Genomic DNA, 15,466 nt, shown 5'->3' with positions numbered 1-15,466 from the left:
GCCGCCCTTTTTGCTTGGAACTCCTGATATCCCCCGGCCTATCCCGGCCTGCCGCCGCTTGACCCCGGCGTGGTATCGTCATTGCTGAGTGATTCGGGATCGCGCATGACTGAAACGGCCGATGATCTGAGCGCCCCGCTCGGACGGGACAAGCCGCGCCGGAAACGTCGGCTGCGGCTGCCGTTCACGGCCATGCAGCTGCTCGCGGTCCTGCTCGGACTGTTCCTGGTCACCTTTGCCGGCTTCGCCATCTTCAACAAGGATCCGCTCGGCGGCGAGCCAATGACACGGCTCGCGATCCGCGAACCCAATGCCGCAGACAAGGCTGGCGACGACAAGCCGGCCGCGGCCGGCCATGGCCAGGACAGCAAGCAGGAAAGCAAGCAAGAGACCAAGGACGCACCGAAGCAGGCGGGTGAGCAGAAGACCGTCACCATGATCGACGGTTCCACCGGCATGCGCCACGACGTGGTGATCGGCGGCGATGCCGCCGGCAAAAGCGAGACGGCGGCGGCCTCCGCACCGCCGCCCGTCATGGCCGGGATCGACCCAAAACTTCTTGAGAAATCGCGCTATGGCATGATCCCCGCGGTTTCCGGGGATCTGAAGCCGTTCAACGTCTATGCGGCGGATGCCGACCGCGCCAAGGCCGCCAAGATGCCGGTGGTCGCGATCCTGATCGGCGGCCTCGGCGTCGGCGCCGCCAAGACCACCGATGCCATCATGCGGTTGCCAGCGGCGGTGACGCTGGCCTTCACGCCCTATGGGTCCGATCCAGGAAAACTCGCCGAGCGCGCCCGCGCCCAGCGCCACGAGATCTTCCTCCAGATCCCGATGGAGCCCTATGACTTCCCCGACAACGATCCGGGACCGCAGACGCTGCTGACCTCGCTGAGTGCCGACCAGAACATGGACCGCCTGTACTGGCATTTGAGCCGGATGCAGGGCTATGCCGGCCTCACCAATTTCATGGGCGCCCGCTTCATCGCGACGGAGCCGGCGATGCAGCCGATCATCCGCGAGGCGGCCAAGCGCGGGCTCGGCTTCTTCGACGACGGCTCCTCGCCGCGCAGCATCGCGCCGCAAGCGGCCGGCAGCCAGGCGATGCCGTTCGGCAAGGGCGATATCGCGATTGACGCGGTGCCGACCCCGGCCGAGATCGACCGCGCCCTGACCAAGCTCGAAGCGGCGGCGCGCGAGCGCGGCGTGGCCGTGGGCACCGCCTCCGCCCTCCCGGTCTCGATCGAGCGCATCGGCGCCTGGACCAAGACATTGGGCGACCGAGGTATCCTTTTGGTGCCATTGACAACCGCGATGCTGAAATCAAAATCCAGCTAAATCAACGGATTGGTATGGTACAGGCCCGCGGGGCCTGCTTAAGCCTTACCGACAGCATGCGAGAGGTCTGGCGGAATGGCGCGTTACGAGGATCTGCCCTACCGGACCTGCGTCGGCGTGATGTTGCTCAACAAGGACGGACTGGTGTTCATCGGCCGCCGCGCTGGCGGCATCGAGCATGTCGACGACACCCATGTCTGGCAGATGCCGCAGGGCGGCGTCGATCCCGGCGAGGACAATTGGGAGGCCGCCAAGCGCGAGCTCTATGAGGAGACCAGCGTGCGTTCGGTTGAGCGGCTCGGCGAAGTTCCGGACTGGCTCACTTACGACATTCCGCGCACGGTCGCCGGGCGCACCTGGAAGGGCCGCTACCGCGGTCAGCGCCAGAAATGGTTCGCGGTCCGCTTCACCGGCAAGGATAGCGAGATCAACGTCGAAAAGCCCGGCGGCGGTCACAAGGCCGAGTTCGTGAGCTGGCGCTGGGAGCCGATGAAGAACCTGACCGGGCTGATCGTCCCGTTCAAGCGCCCGGTCTACGAGCGCGTGGTGAAGGAATTTTCCGCGCTGGCGCAGGATTAGTTCAAGTCGCCATTCCAGGTTGATGCTAGAGCCAGTTCCGTTCCGATAGAATCGGGACGGGGCTCTAGTTTTTTATTTTGACGCGTTTTCTTGACGCGAACCGGTATCCACTTCGCTCGAAAACGCTCTAATGCACAGCCTGAAATGACGACGAGAGATCCACGCGTGAGCACTGAAAAACCCTACCGTCCCAATGTCGGAATCGCGCTGTTCAATGCCGATGGCCGCGTGCTGATCGGGCACCGCTTCAAGGGCGACGGACCCGAGATCATCCTGCCGGGTCTGGACTGGCAGATGCCGCAGGGCGGCGTCGACGAGGGCGAGGATTTGCGCGATGCCGCGCTGCGCGAGCTCTGGGAAGAGACCAGCGTCAAGAGCGCATCCTATCTCGGCGAGACCGACTGGTTGACTTACGAATTCCCGCCATATGACGGGCCGCAGACACATCGACTGGCGAAATTCCGCGGCCAGCGCCAGAAATGGTTCGCGTTACGCTTCACCGGCAAGGATGACGAGATCGATCCGCTGACGCCGCGCAACGGGCAGCCCGCCGAGTTCGACGCCTGGCGCTGGGAGCGGCTCGACCGCGTCCCCGATGTCGTGGTGCCGTTCCGCCGCCACGTCTACAGCGCAGTGGCGCAGCAGTTTGCGCCGTTCGCGAACTAAAAACGCGAAAAACAACCCCATGCACAGTAGAACGGGGTTGAAATCATTAGAGAACTTTGCCCGGAAATTTGCGTGAGCCTAGTTGATCGGTCCCACCGTGAACGGGCCGATTGCGATGAGGTGGCAGTCGCTGTCGCGCTTGGCGCAGTCGGCGAGCGCGGAATTGACGGCGGTCTGCTCGTCCGCGGCCTTGAGGCCGAGGCCCGGCCGGCCCGCGGTGCCGACCGCGACGGCGTTCCAGCCCATGCCGTCGGCGAGCTTGCGCACGACCTCGTCGCGCGCATCTGCGATGATCGAGGCGTTCGACGCCGCATGGAAGAAGCCGGTGATCCGGAGCAGGGTCGGGATCGGCACGACGAAATTCTCGTCGACCGCAACGACCAGGCAGGCGACGCCGGCGATCGCACCGCACGATTCCAGTGAACGCCGCGCGGCATCGTCGGTGGACGATGCGCCCATCACCATGAAATATTGGCCGCCGGGGCCGAGCGCGACCGCGCGGGATTTTGCCGCGGGCACGAACATGTTCTCGAGCCGGACCTTGGCGGGATCGCGCACCATCGGAAAGTCTTTCGAGGCGAAGGCGCGCTCGGTCATGGCATCATGCCGGACGAACGGTTGCGGCGGCATCGGCGGTTTGCCGTGCGTGTAGACCACATTGTTGCCGACTGCATAGAGCTCGCAACGCCGCGGCGACTGCGCGGCATCGGCGCGCTTCTGGCACTGATCGAGTGCGGCGTTGCGCGCGGCTTCCTCGTTCGGCTGATTCAACGACGCGCCGGTGAACCCGCCGACATTGAGTGCGAACGCCTTGTAGTCGCCGGCAGCGGAATAGTCGCCGGCCAGGTAGTTGCGGATGCGCTCGTTGATGAAGGGGACGCTGTCGGCAGGAAACTTGCCGGCCATCGGTGAAGCCGATGGTGCCGGCATGGGCATCGGCGCTTTCGCCGCCATGGTGGATGACGGGCTTGGCGCTGCTGCCGCAGCCGCGTTGGGCATCGGACTTGATGCTGGGCTTGGCGCGGTCACTGCAACCGCCGGCGCCCTGGTCGTCTCGAGCTTGGTGAAATAGAGGAAGCCGCCGACGCCGATGGCGACGACGGAGACGACACCGACCACCAGCGGCCACATCCAGTTCGGCGCGGCCTCAGCCTTCGTCACCTTCTTGATCTGCGGCGTCGCGTAGCTACCGTCCCCGCGCCGCATCGCCACCATGTAGGCGTGCACCGGCGTCGGGATGTTCTTGACCTCCTGCGCGCCGATATCGGCGAACTGCACCGACAGCTTGTTGGCGACCTGCTCGTGCACGGCGCGGGAGACGCAGATGCCCCCGACCTCGGCGAGGCCCTCGAGCCGGGCGGCGATATTGACGCCGTCACCGAGCAGATCGCCGTCGCGCTCGACCACGTCACCGATGGTGATACCGATGCGGAACGACATCTGCCGGCTCGGCGGATAGGCCATGTTGCGGGTTCGCAGGGATTCCTGAATGTCGATCGCGCAGCGCACCGCATCGACTGCGCTTGGAAATTCCGCAAGCACGGCATCGCCCGCGGTGTTGAAGATGCGTCCGCCCGCCCTGGCAATGAAATCATCGACGACCTCGCGATAGGCGGCGAGACGCCGCAGCGTCTCCTCTTCGTCTTCCGCAACCAGTCGCGAGTAACCGGCAATATCGGCCGCGAAAATCGCTGCGATCTTGCGTTTCATCTGCGGTCGGCCCCCGGAACAAAGTTCGCGGGCGCAGAATGGCGCTATCGGCGGCGCCGTGCAACAAAGTTTCAGCGCCCGCCACTCCCGTGACGAGCGCTGAACTTATTCAGGAATTTTCAGTTCGGGCCCCGGCGCTGTGCACCGGGGCTTAGTGCATCGCCGTGCTGCTGAGCTGCTGCTGGATGCTCTTGAAGTGGTCGAGCCGGGCGATGGCTTGATCGAGCTCGTTGCCTTCGTGCTCCTTCAAGCCCTCTTCCATCTCCGAGATGGTCGCGGCGAACTGCGCGCGGTCGAGCTCGGCCAGCGAGGTCGCGACGTCGGCGAGTACGGTCAGGCCCTTCTCGGAGACTTCGGCGATACCGCCGAGCACGATGATCTTCTCGTGCTTGCCGCCGGTGGTCACGGTGAGAATGCCGGGCCGGATCGCGGCCACGACCGGCGCGTGTCCCGCCAGCACGCCGAAGTCACCTTCGACGCCGGGGATATCGACCTGGTCGACCTCGCCCGAGAAGGCGAGCTTTTCCGGCGAGACGAGATCGAAGTGGAAGGTGGCCATTGGAAACCTGCGAATGGTGAGTAGCGAATTGCGAATGGAGCGGGAGCGGCGCGACTATTCGCTACTCCCTGCTCGCCCTTCGCAGCTTAGGCCGCCTCGGCCGCCAGCTTCTTGCCCTTCTCGATCGCCTCTTCGATGGTGCCGACCATGTAGAAGGCGGCTTCCGGCAGGTGGTCGTACTTGCCTTCGCAGAGGCCGCGGAAGCCCTTGATGGTGTCCGCGAGGTCGACGAACTTGCCGGGCGAGCCGGTGAAGATTTCGGCGACGTGGAACGGCTGCGACAGGAAGCGCTCAATCTTGCGGGCGCGGGCCACCGTCAGCTTGTCCTCTTCCGAAAGCTCGTCCATGCCGAGAATGGCGATGATGTCCTGCAGCGACTTGTAGCGCTGCAGCACCTGCTGGACCTGACGCGCGGTGTCGTAGTGCTCCTGGCCGACGACGAGCGGCGAGAGCATGCGCGAGGTCGAGTCGAGCGGGTCCACCGCCGGATAGATGCCCTTTTCCGAGATCGCGCGGTTCAACACCGTGGTGGCGTCCAAATGCGCGAACGAGGTCGCGGGCGCCGGGTCGGTCAAGTCGTCGGCCGGAACGTAAATGGCCTGCACCGAGGTGATCGAACCCTTCTGCGTGGTGGTGATGCGCTCCTGCAGCGCGCCCATGTCGGTGGCGAGCGTCGGCTGGTAACCCACGGCGCTCGGGATACGACCGAGCAGCGCCGACACTTCAGAGCCGGCCTGGGTGAAGCGGAAGATGTTGTCGACGAAGAACAGCACGTCCTGGCCCTGGTCGCGGAAGTGCTCGGCGACGGTCAGACCGGTGAGGCCGACGCGGGCGCGAGCGCCGGGCGGCTCGTTCATCTGGCCGAACACCAGCGCGCACTTCGACTTGACGCTCGGATCCGGATTATGCGGATCGGCGTTGACCTTGGACTCGATGAACTCGTGATAGAGGTCGTTGCCCTCGCGGGTACGCTCGCCGACGCCGGCGAACACGGAGTAACCACCGTGCGCCTTCGCGACGTTGTTGATCAGCTCCTGAATCAGCACGGTCTTGCCGACGCCGGCGCCGCCGAACAGGCCGATCTTGCCGCCCTTGGCGTAGGGCGCGAGCAAGTCGACGACCTTGATGCCGGTGACGAGAATTTCAGCTTCGGTCGACTGGTCGGTGTAGCTCGGCGCTTCCTGGTGGATGGCGCGCATGCCTTCGGACTGGATCGGACCGGCTTCGTCGATCGGCTCGCCGATCACGTTCATGATGCGCCCGAGCGTGCCTGCACCCACCGGAACCGAGATCGGCTGACCGGTGTCGGTCACTTCCTGGCCGCGGACCAGACCTTCGGTCACGTCCATCGCGATCGTGCGCACGGTGGACTCACCGAGATGCTGTGCAACTTCCAGCACGAGGCGGATGTTGCCGTTCCTGGTTTCCAACGAATTCAGAATGGCCGGCAGATGGCCTTCGAACTGAACGTCGACGACGGCGCCCATGACCTGGGTGACACGACCGACCTGGGTAGCTGCTGTAGCCATGAAGCTCTCCTTCGAAATTCTTTACTTGAACGACCGTCGTTTGGTTCGTGCGTCAGACCGCCTCGGCGCCGGAGATGATCTCGATCAGCTCCTTGGTGATCTGGGCTTGACGGGTTCGGTTGTAGATCTGGGTTTGCTTGCGGATCATTTCGCCGGCGTTGCGGGTGGCGTTGTCCATGGAGCTCATCTGCGCGCCATAGAACGAGGCGTTGTTTTCCAGCAGCGCACGGAAAATCTGCACCGCGATGTTCCGCGGCAACAGGCCGGAGAGGAGTTCGTCTTCCTCCGGCTCATAGTCGTAGGACGTCGACGGCGCGGTCGCCGCCTTTTCTTCCACGGTCAGCGGAATGATCTGCTGCGCGGTCGGGACCTGGGCAATCACCGACTTGAACTGCGCGTAGAACAGCGTGCAGACGTCGAATTCGCCGTTGTCGAAGCGGGCCAGAACCTTCTTGGCGATGTCGTCCGCGTTGACGAAGCCGAGCTGACGAACGCCGCGCAGGTCGAGATGCTCGACGATCTGCTTGTCGTACAGGCGGCGGAGCTGCTCGTAGCCCTTGCGGCCGACGCAGAAGAATTTAACTTCCTTGCCCTGCGCCAACAGCGCCTGGGCGCGCTCGCGCGCGAGGCGCACGATCGAGGAGTTGAACGCGCCGGACAGGCCGCGCTCGCCGGTGCAGACCAGCAGTAGGTGAACCTGATCCTTGCCGGTGCCGGCCAGCAGCACCGGGGCGCCGGGCGAACCGGCGGCAGCGCTGGCGATGTTGGAGATCACCGCGCTCATCTTGTCGGCATAGGGCCGCGCCGCCTCGGCCGCTTGCTGGGCGCGGCGCAACCGGGACGCCGCGACCATCTGCATGGCCTTGGTGATCTTCTGCGTCGCCTTGGTGGAGGCGATGCGGACGCGCATGTCTTTAAGTGACGCCATTCTTCGTTCACCCCGGCGGTTCGACCCCTTGGATCAAGCCGCTAGCCTATCCCAGTCGTCATGCCCGGGCGTGTCCCGGGCATCCACGTCTTCGTTTCCATGCAGTGAGGCACGGAAGGCCGGGACAAGAAGCCCGGCCTTGCGACCGTTCTCTTATGCGAAGCTCTTGGCGAAACCTTCGACCACCGACTTCAGCTTGGCGGCGGTGTCGTCGGAGAGATCGCGGCTGTCGCGGATCGCGTTGAGGATCTCGACGTTCTTGCCGCGCAGCAGCGACAACAGACCGTCCTCGAACGCGCGCACCTTGTTGACCGGCAGCGGGTCGAGATAGCCGTTGGTGCCGGCCCAGATCACGCAGACCTGCTCTTCCATCTTCAGCGGCGCGAACTGCGGCTGCTTCAGGAGCTCGGTCAGACGCGAGCCGCGATTGAGCAGGCGCTGGGTCGAGGCGTCGAGGTCGGAGCCGAACTGCGCGAACGCCGCCATTTCGCGGTACTGCGCGAGCTCGCCCTTGATCTTGCCGGCGACCTTCTTGGTGGCCTTCGTCTGTGCCGAGGAGCCGACGCGCGACACCGACAGACCGACGTTCACCGCGGGGCGAATGCCCTGGAAGAACAGGTCGGTTTCCAGGAAGATCTGGCCGTCGGTGATCGAGATGACGTTGGTCGGAATGTAGGCCGACACGTCGTTGGCCTGGGTTTCGATGACCGGCAGCGCCGTCAGCGAGCCCGAACCCTGGTCCTTGTTCAGCTTCGCCGCGCGCTCGAGCAGGCGGGAATGCAGATAGAACACGTCGCCCGGATAGGCTTCGCGGCCCGGCGGGCGGCGCAGCAGCAGCGACATCTGGCGGTAGGCGACGGCCTGCTTGGACAAATCGTCATAGATGATGACGGCGTGCATGCCGTTGTCGCGGAAGTACTCGCCCATGGTGCAGCCGGTGAACGGCGCGATGTACTGCATCGGTGCCGGATCCGACGCGGTGGCGGCGACGATGATCGAATATTCGAGCGCGCCCTGCTCTTCCAGCACCTTCACGAACTGGGCAACCGTCGAGCGCTTCTGGCCGATCGCGACGTAGACGCAATACAGCTTGATGTTCTCGTCCGGCTGCGCGTTGAGCGGCTTCTGGTTGAGGATGGTGTCGAGCGCGATCGCGGTCTTGCCGGTCTGACGGTCGCCGATGATCAGCTCGCGCTGGCCGCGGCCGATCGGGATCAGGGCGTCGATCGCCTTGAGGCCGGTCGCCATCGGCTCGTTCACCGACTTGCGCGGAATGATGCCGGGCGCCTTGACGTCGACGCGCATGCGCTTGTCGGCCTGGATCGGGCCCTTGCCGTCGATGGGGTTGCCGAGCGCGTCGACGACGCGGCCGAGCAGGCCCTTGCCGACCGGCGCGTCCACGATGGCGCGGGTGCGCTTGACGGTCTGACCTTCCTTGATCTCGCGGTCAGCGCCGAAAATGACGATACCGACGTTGTCGGTTTCGAGGTTCAGCGCCATGCCGCGGGTGCCGTTCTCGAATTCGACCATTTCACCGGCCTGGACGTTATCCAGACCGAAAACGCGGGCGATACCGTCGCCGACGGACAGCACCTGTCCGACTTCGGAGACTTCAGCTTCCTGGCCGAAATTCTTGATCTGGTCCTTGAGGATCGCGGAAATTTCCGCGGCGCGGATGTCCATCAGCCTGCCTCTTTCATCGCGTGCTTGATCGAATTGAGTTTGGTGCGAAGCGAGCTATCGATCATTCGGCTGCCAAGCTTGACCACGAGGCCACCGATGATCGAGGGATCGACCTTCACGTTGAGCGCGACGTCCTTGCCGGTCACCGACTTCAGGGCAACCTTGAGGGCGTCGAGATTCTTGTCCGAGAGCGCCTCCGCCACGGTGACGTCGGCCGTGGCCTCGCCCTTGAACTTGGCGACCAGGGCGCGATAGGCGCGGATGACGTCAGCCACCGCGAACAGGCGGCGGTTGGCGGTCAGCACTTTCAGGAAATTGGCGGAGATGCCGGCGATGCCGGCCTTGTCCAGCACGGCCGAGAGGGCTCTGGACTGGGCATCGGCCGCGAACACGGGGCTCCGGACGAGGCGCTTCAAATCGGCGCTCTCGTTCAGCATGCCCTCGAATTTCTCGAGATCGGCCTTGACCTCGTCGACCACTTTCTGGTCGCGGGCCAGTTCAAACAAGGCCGTTGCATAACGGCCCGACACACCGGAAACGGACGTATCTTCTGCAGCCACAGACGTGCTCTTTTTGCTGTCAAACTCGCAAGGGAAAAACCGTCGCCACGAAGCGGCGCCTAGCGATCCAAGCCCTTGGAATTCAAGCGGGACTTCGATTTTCGACCCCGCACGGAAGTGCCGGGCTCGTTAAAATCGCGGCTTTGCTAACATAGCAGGCGCGCACGTGCAACATGACGCCAAATTAAAGGCATGACGTTCTGTCGCCAGTTCGTCGCACTCCACGACGACGCGACGACGACCTTGCATGCCGCGGAATTGCCACAGCGCTTAAGCCCACCCCTGAGCCGAGGCCGGCGATTGGTTCCTGCCCTCAGCGCATAGCGGCCATGAACACGGATCGCTGAGGCGTGATTCCGGCCCTCCCGGCTCCACTCGCCGAATACTTTCTGAATTCTAAATGCGGAAATCGATGACTTCGTTTTACAGTATTCGTAAGTAATATAGAGGTTAACAAATCGTTAAATTCCAATATTACGGAATGTCGGCCGAATATCCCTGCCGGTAACAAGATATTACAGGGCGACACAGAACGGATTTACTGCCCAATTCATGCCTCATTAGGAATCGAAACGCGATCCCGCTCGCAAACTTACGGGGGCTCCACTTGCCACATATGTGGCAATACTAGTTAGGGACCAATATATGCTTTGTTTGAAGACGCTGGGCTCAGTGACCCGGCCGCGTACGGCGATCGCCTTCGTTGCCGCAACTCTTCTCATCGGGGGAACTGCCACCGAAGCTTCCGCCAAATCCCGCCATCACCATCGCTATTCCCACCATCATCACCGCCACCACGCCCAGACCGATGCCAACACGACCTCCGATTGGCGTAACGCCAATGCATCGATGACGCCGTCGCAGGGCACCGGACGTTCCTTCTCCGGCATGGCTTCCTTTTACGGGAACGAGTCCGGCAGCAGGACCGCCTCGGGCCAGCGCTTCAACCAGAACGCCATGACCGCGGCGCACCGTTCACTGCCGTTCGGCACCAAGCTGCGTGTCACCCATGGCGGCTCGAGCGTCATCGTCACCATCAACGACCGTGGCCCGTTTATCCGCGGCCGTGTCCTCGACCTCTCCACGGGCGCTGCCCGTGCCATCGGCCTCACCGGCGCCGGCGTCGGCCGCGTCACCGCGGAAGTCGTCTCCTAAGACGCGCGACGCGTGAAACAAGCCCGCCGTCTTGGGGGACGGCGGGCTTTTTGTTTGTTCCTCCGCCGTCATTGCGAGGAGCGCAATGACGGGGAGAGAGCGGGGGGCCTACAAAAAGCTCTGCGGATCGACGTCGACTTCGAGCTTTTGATTGCCCTTCGGCTTCGGGCATACGGCAAGCCAGTTGCGCAAATAATCCGACAGGTCGAAGCCGCGCGCGGATTTCACCAGAATGCGGAAGCGGTAACGGCCCTTGATGACCGCGAGCGGGGCTTCCGCCGGGCCCAGCACCACCACGCGCTCGTCGCGCGGCGCGAGCGCGACGAGGTGGCGGCCAAAGCCTTCGGCGCTCGGCCGGTCGCCGGCGGAAATGATCAGGCTCGCGAGCCGCCCGAACGGCGGATAGAGCGTGCGTTCGCGCAAATCGATTTCGCTGTCGTAGAATGCTTCGCGGTCGCAGGCGATCAGCGCCTTCATCACCGGATGATCGGGCTGATGGGTCTGGAGATAGCCGACGCCGCGGCCCTGCTCGCGGCCGGCGCGGCCGATCACCTGGTTGAGCAATTGCCAGGTGCGTTCCGAGGCGCGCGGATCGCCATTGGACAGGCCGAGATCCGCATCGACCACGCCGACCAGATTGAGCCGCGGGAAATTGTGGCCCTTGGCGACGAGCTGGGTGCCGATGATGACGTCGACGCGGCCCTCCGCGATGTCATTCAGCTCGGAGCGCATCGTCTCGATCGAGGTGATGAGATCGCTCGACAGCACCATGGTGCGCGCCTCCGGGAAGAGCGCCGCCGCCTCCTCCTGCAAGCGCTCGACGCCGGGCCCGACCGCGACCAGCGATTCCTCCGCCGCGCAATGCGGACAGGTTTGCGGGCGCGGCATCGAGAAGCCGCAATGGTGACAGACGAGGCGCTGGCGGAAGCGGTGATCGACCAGCCAGGCATCGCAGATGGTGCAGGCGAAGCGATGGCCGCAGGCGCGGCACAGCGTCAACGGTGCATAACCGCGGCGATTGAGGAACAGTAGCGCCTGCTCGCGCCGCTCGATCGCGGTCCTGATCTCGGACGCCAGCCGCGGCGAGATGAAGCGGCCGCGCGCCGGCGGCTCGCGGCGCATGTCAATGGCCTCGATATGTGGCATGTGCTGGCCGCCGAAGCGCGACGGCAGAGCGATGCGCTGATAGCGGTTCTTGCGCGCATTGACCTCGGATTCGACCGACGGCGTCGCCGACGCCAGCACGATCGGAACCTTTGCGATATGCGCGCGCACCACCGCCATGTCACGGGCGTGATAATGCACGCCCTCGTCCTGCTTGTAGGCTTGGTCGTGCTCTTCATCGACCACGATGAGGCCGAGATTGGCGTAGGGCAGAAAGAGCGCTGAGCGCGCGCCGACCACAACCGGCGCGCTGCCCTCGGAGATCGCCGCCCAATTGCGCGCGCGGGTGCGCGGCGTCAGTTCGGAATGCCATTCCAGAGGGCGCACGCCAAAGCGCTGCGCGAAGCGATCGAGGAACTGGCCGGTGAGCGCGATCTCCGGCATCAGGATGAGCGACTGTTTTCCGCGGCGGATCGCCTCGGCGACGGCTTCGAAGTAAACCTCGGTCTTGCCCGAGCCGGTGACACCGTCGAGCAGCGCGACGTGAAAGCTGCCGTTGGCGGCGAGTGCGCGCATGGCATCGACCCCGGCGCGCTGAAGCGGCGAAAAATCCGGCCGGCTGAAATCCGGATCTGGGGCCGGCGGCGGCGGCGGCGGGGGCATCGGCTCGACCGAGAGCGTTCCTTCGTCGACGAGGCCGTCGATCACGCCGGCCGAAACCCCGGCCTCTCTGGCCGCCTCGGACTTGCCGTGCAGCAGCCGGTCCGACAGCACCTCGATCAGGCGCTGCCGCGCCGGCGTCAGACGTTTTGGCGGATCGCCGACCAGGCGCACGCCGGCGCGCACCCGCTCGGGGCCGAGGTTGTCGCCCATCCGCAGGCACATGCGCAGCACCATGCCGCGCGGGCTCAACGTGTAATTGGCGATCCAGTCCACGACCGCACGCAGCTCGGGCTTCAGCGGCGGGATGTCGAGCTTTTCGCTGACCTCCTTAAGGCGGTTGTGCAGGCGCGGATCAGGATTGGCGTTTTCGGCCCAGACCACCGCGAGCACCTCGCGCGGGCCGAGCGGCACGCCAATAATGTCGCCCGCCTTCAGCTCCATCCCGCGCGGCACCTTGTAGGAATAGGTCTGGTCGAGCGCGACCGGCACCAGCACGTCGACCATGCGGGTCGCGTTGGCGGAGACGGCGTTGCTGCGCGACGTGTGATCCATGGAGGGGAATCGGAACCCGAGGGCTTCAAGGCTAGCGCCCTGAGGCGGCCTTAGCGAACGATAAACGAGTGTGATGCGATATACTGAGTGGAATCACCACGTCCAGAGCGCATGAGCAAAGCGGCCGCCCCACAAATCGACCTCGCCAGCGCCGATCCTGATATCGCGCAGGAGATGACGCGCTGGCTGTCGCATCTCGGCGCGGAGCGGCGGCTGTCGCCGAAGACGCTGGAAGCCTATGCCCGCGATTTGCGGCAATGCCTGAATTTCCTCTGCGGCCATTGGGGCGAGCGAGTGACGCTAAAGCGTTTCGGCGCGCTGGAGGCCACCGATATCAGAGCCTTCATGGCGATGCGCCGCGCCGACGATATTGCCGGCCGCTCGCTGATGCGCGCGCTCGCGGGCCTGCGCTCGTTCGGCCGCTTCCTCGAGCGCGAAGGCAAGGGCAAGGTCGGGGCGCTCTCGGCGATCCGCGCGCCGAAAGTCGCAAAGAGCCTGCCCAAGCCGCTGCCGATGGCGTCGGCCAAACGTCTTGCGGACGCCGACGAGCGCGCCGGCGAGGACCGCGAGACCTGGATTCTTGCGCGCGACGCCGCCGTGATGGCTCTCCTCTACGGCTCGGGCCTGCGCATCTCCGAAGCGCTGGGGCTGACGCGCCGCGAGGTCCCGCGTCCCGGTGAAGGCGACGTGCTGATCGTGACGGGCAAAGGCAACAAGACCCGCATGGTGCCGGTGCTCCAGAACGTGCTCGCACTGGTGCAAGAATACGCTTCCATGTGCCCGTATCCGCTGCCGGCGGAGGGGCCGATCTTCGTCGGCGCACGCGGCGGGCCCTTGAGCCCGCGCATCATCCAGCTCGCGATGGAGCGGCTGCGCGGCGCGCTCGGCCTGCCCGACAGCGCCACGCCGCACGCCCTCCGGCATTCCTTCGCCACGCACCTGTTGTCACGCGGCGGCGATTTGCGCGCGATCCAGGAATTGCTCGGCCATGCCTCGCTCTCGACCACGCAGATCTATACCGGCATCGATGCCGAGCGGCTGCTGGAAGTCTATGCCAGCGCGCATCCGCGCCGATAGCGGCTCAGTTGGCGAGATACTCGATATCGTAGACGTAGTTCGAGCCGCGCCCGACCTCGACGCGGACCATCGGCCTGAACGTCTCCAGCCGCTCGTACAGCGGCGCCGTGACCTTCACCGGTTGGCCCGCGATGCGAACGAGATAGTCCGCTTTGCGGCGGCTACCTGACCTCCACGCACGATCGACACGGCCTTCGATCACAAGGCGGGACGTCAGGTGATCGAGAAACAGCATTCGTCCGGCATACCATGCAAGACCGCTGCCGAGCAGCACGATCAGGATCATCGAGGCGAACGCCTTCGCCTGGTCACGCCATGAGCCGTACAGCGGAGGTTGTCGCAGCTGCGAGCCGACGATAATCAGGCCCAGAACAACGAGGCCGACATGGACGTCGTTGACTGCGATGATCGAGCTCTTGTCATAAAACCGCAACAGGCCGATGTAGGTCAGGCCAAGCGCGAGGACAATCTTGCCGACGAACGGAAAGGCCGCGGTGTTGCGGGCCTTCAGCAGCGCAAACGCGGAGACGAGGATGGAAGGCCAGACGCAGGCTGCGATGAATTCCGCTGTGGTCATGGGACAGGACTAGATCAGCCCCGACGCGAAACCCTTAATTGCAACGGCCATCGCGGCTTGCCACTTGCGCCCGTCGCGCAGTTCGGTCAATCGTTGGTAAACAGGCAGGAGGGATTTATGAGCGCACATGAAAGCATGGAGCATGCCGAGCACGCCGAACACGCGTCCGGCTCGAACAAGAAGATCGCGCTCCTGATCGCGGTTCTGGCGCTGTTCCTGGCGATCTCCGAGACGCTCGGCAAGGGCGCCCAGACCGAATCGATCAGCAAGAACGTCGAGGCCTCCAACCTCTGGGCGTTCTTCCAGGCCAAGAGCATCCGCCGCACCGTGGTGCAGACCATGGCCGACCAGGGCAAGCTCATCCTCGGCGCGGCGAGCGACGAGGCCAACAAGGTGGCCGTGCAGAAGCAGATCGAGGACTGGCAGAAGACCGCGCAGCGCTACCGCTCCGAGCCGGAGACCGGCGAAGGCACCGAGCAGCTGGCCGAAAAGGCCAAGCACGCCGAGCATGAGCGCGACGAGGCGACTGCGAAATATCATCACTTCGAGCTGGCGTCCGCCGCCTTCCAGATCGGCATCGTGCTGGCCTCAGCCACCATCATCACCGGCATGCTGCCGCTCGCCTGGATCGCGGGCCTGCTGTCGCTTGCCGGACTTGGGATGACCATGCTCGGCGCATGGTCGCCGCATCTGCTGCATCTGCATTGAGGCGTTGACGCTACATACTCCGCTGTCATGCTCCGCGAAGGCGGGGCATCCAGTACGCCGCGGCCTCTCGATTCTAGC

The 15,466-nt window shown here is 64.6% G+C and carries 14 protein-coding genes; 6 read left to right on the top strand and 8 right to left on the bottom strand.

Annotated features, from left to right (window positions below; all coding sequences use genetic code 11):
- The first annotated feature begins 105 nt into the window (after nucleotides 1-105).
- From AB3L03_RS18625 to AB3L03_RS18615, 3 genes are all read left to right on the top strand, one after another.
- Nucleotides 106-1,338: a divergent polysaccharide deacetylase family protein gene (locus tag AB3L03_RS18625; protein ID WP_018459849.1), complete on the top strand. Its 1,233-nt coding sequence runs from the start codon at nucleotides 106-108 to the stop codon at nucleotides 1,336-1,338.
- Between the two features lie 75 nt (nucleotides 1,339-1,413).
- The gene (locus AB3L03_RS18620) at nucleotides 1,414-1,917 is read left to right on the top strand and encodes an RNA pyrophosphohydrolase (protein ID WP_018459848.1); all 504 of its coding nucleotides are present in this window, start codon (nucleotides 1,414-1,416) and stop codon (nucleotides 1,915-1,917) included.
- 165 nt (nucleotides 1,918-2,082) lie between these two features.
- A complete protein-coding gene (locus AB3L03_RS18615) occupies nucleotides 2,083-2,583 on the top strand; it encodes an RNA pyrophosphohydrolase (protein WP_018459847.1) in 501 nt (166 codons plus the stop codon).
- A gap of 78 nt (nucleotides 2,584-2,661) precedes the next feature.
- Here AB3L03_RS18615 and AB3L03_RS18610 read toward each other — a convergent pair whose 3' ends face one another.
- The 6 genes from AB3L03_RS18610 to AB3L03_RS18585 form a co-directional block, all read right to left on the bottom strand.
- Nucleotides 2,662-4,293, bottom strand: coding sequence for an adenylate/guanylate cyclase domain-containing protein (locus tag AB3L03_RS18610; protein ID WP_018459846.1), 1,632 nt, complete (start codon nucleotides 4,291-4,293; stop codon nucleotides 2,662-2,664).
- 151 nt (nucleotides 4,294-4,444) lie between these two features.
- Nucleotides 4,445-4,852: a F0F1 ATP synthase subunit epsilon gene (locus tag AB3L03_RS18605; RefSeq protein ID WP_018459845.1), complete on the bottom strand. Its 408-nt coding sequence runs from the start codon at nucleotides 4,850-4,852 to the stop codon at nucleotides 4,445-4,447.
- 86 nt (nucleotides 4,853-4,938) lie between these two features.
- Complete coding sequence (gene atpD / locus AB3L03_RS18600) at nucleotides 4,939-6,381, bottom strand: F0F1 ATP synthase subunit beta (RefSeq protein WP_007598896.1); 1,443 nt, start codon at nucleotides 6,379-6,381, stop codon at nucleotides 4,939-4,941.
- Between the two features lie 52 nt (nucleotides 6,382-6,433).
- Nucleotides 6,434-7,309, bottom strand: a complete 876-nt coding sequence (locus AB3L03_RS18595; protein ID WP_026233891.1) for a F0F1 ATP synthase subunit gamma — start codon at nucleotides 7,307-7,309, stop codon at nucleotides 6,434-6,436.
- A gap of 153 nt (nucleotides 7,310-7,462) precedes the next feature.
- Nucleotides 7,463-8,992, bottom strand: a complete 1,530-nt coding sequence (gene atpA, locus AB3L03_RS18590) for a F0F1 ATP synthase subunit alpha (RefSeq protein ID WP_018459843.1) — start codon at nucleotides 8,990-8,992, stop codon at nucleotides 7,463-7,465.
- Nucleotides 8,992-9,552, bottom strand: a complete 561-nt coding sequence (locus tag AB3L03_RS18585) for a F0F1 ATP synthase subunit delta (protein WP_027566412.1) — start codon at nucleotides 9,550-9,552, stop codon at nucleotides 8,992-8,994. The genes atpA and AB3L03_RS18585 overlap by 1 nt, the downstream gene beginning before the upstream one ends.
- Nucleotides 9,553-10,197: 645 nt before the next feature.
- On the opposite strand from AB3L03_RS18585, the gene AB3L03_RS18580 reads away from it, so the two are divergent.
- Entirely contained in the window at nucleotides 10,198-10,707 is a 510-nt protein-coding gene (locus AB3L03_RS18580) for a septal ring lytic transglycosylase RlpA family protein (RefSeq protein ID WP_085348687.1), read from the top strand.
- Nucleotides 10,708-10,815: 108 nt separating this feature from the next.
- On the opposite strand, the gene AB3L03_RS18575 is transcribed toward AB3L03_RS18580, so the two are convergent.
- Nucleotides 10,816-13,026, bottom strand: coding sequence for a primosomal protein N' (locus tag AB3L03_RS18575; RefSeq protein ID WP_085358289.1), 2,211 nt, complete (start codon nucleotides 13,024-13,026; stop codon nucleotides 10,816-10,818).
- A gap of 111 nt (nucleotides 13,027-13,137) precedes the next feature.
- On the opposite strand from AB3L03_RS18575, the gene AB3L03_RS18570 reads away from it, so the two are divergent.
- The gene (locus tag AB3L03_RS18570; protein WP_085383877.1) at nucleotides 13,138-14,103 is read left to right on the top strand and encodes a tyrosine recombinase XerC; all 966 of its coding nucleotides are present in this window, start codon (nucleotides 13,138-13,140) and stop codon (nucleotides 14,101-14,103) included.
- Between the two features lie 4 nt (nucleotides 14,104-14,107).
- Here the strand turns inward: AB3L03_RS18570 and AB3L03_RS18565 are convergent, their stop codons facing one another.
- Complete coding sequence (locus AB3L03_RS18565; RefSeq protein ID WP_085358291.1) at nucleotides 14,108-14,680, bottom strand: hypothetical protein; 573 nt, start codon at nucleotides 14,678-14,680, stop codon at nucleotides 14,108-14,110.
- Between the two features lie 117 nt (nucleotides 14,681-14,797).
- On the opposite strand from AB3L03_RS18565, the gene AB3L03_RS18560 reads away from it, so the two are divergent.
- On the top strand, nucleotides 14,798-15,388 hold the full coding sequence (locus tag AB3L03_RS18560) for a DUF4337 domain-containing protein (protein ID WP_026233888.1): 591 nt from the start codon (nucleotides 14,798-14,800) through the stop codon (nucleotides 15,386-15,388).
- The last annotated feature ends 78 nt before the right edge of the window (nucleotides 15,389-15,466 follow it).

The sequence above is a fragment of the Bradyrhizobium lupini genome (assembly GCF_040939785.1).
Taxonomy (GTDB): Bacteria; Pseudomonadota; Alphaproteobacteria; order Rhizobiales; family Xanthobacteraceae; genus Bradyrhizobium; species Bradyrhizobium canariense_D.
The sequence above is the reverse complement of the archived record's forward strand: the minus strand, read 5'-3'. Positions and strand labels throughout refer to the sequence as shown.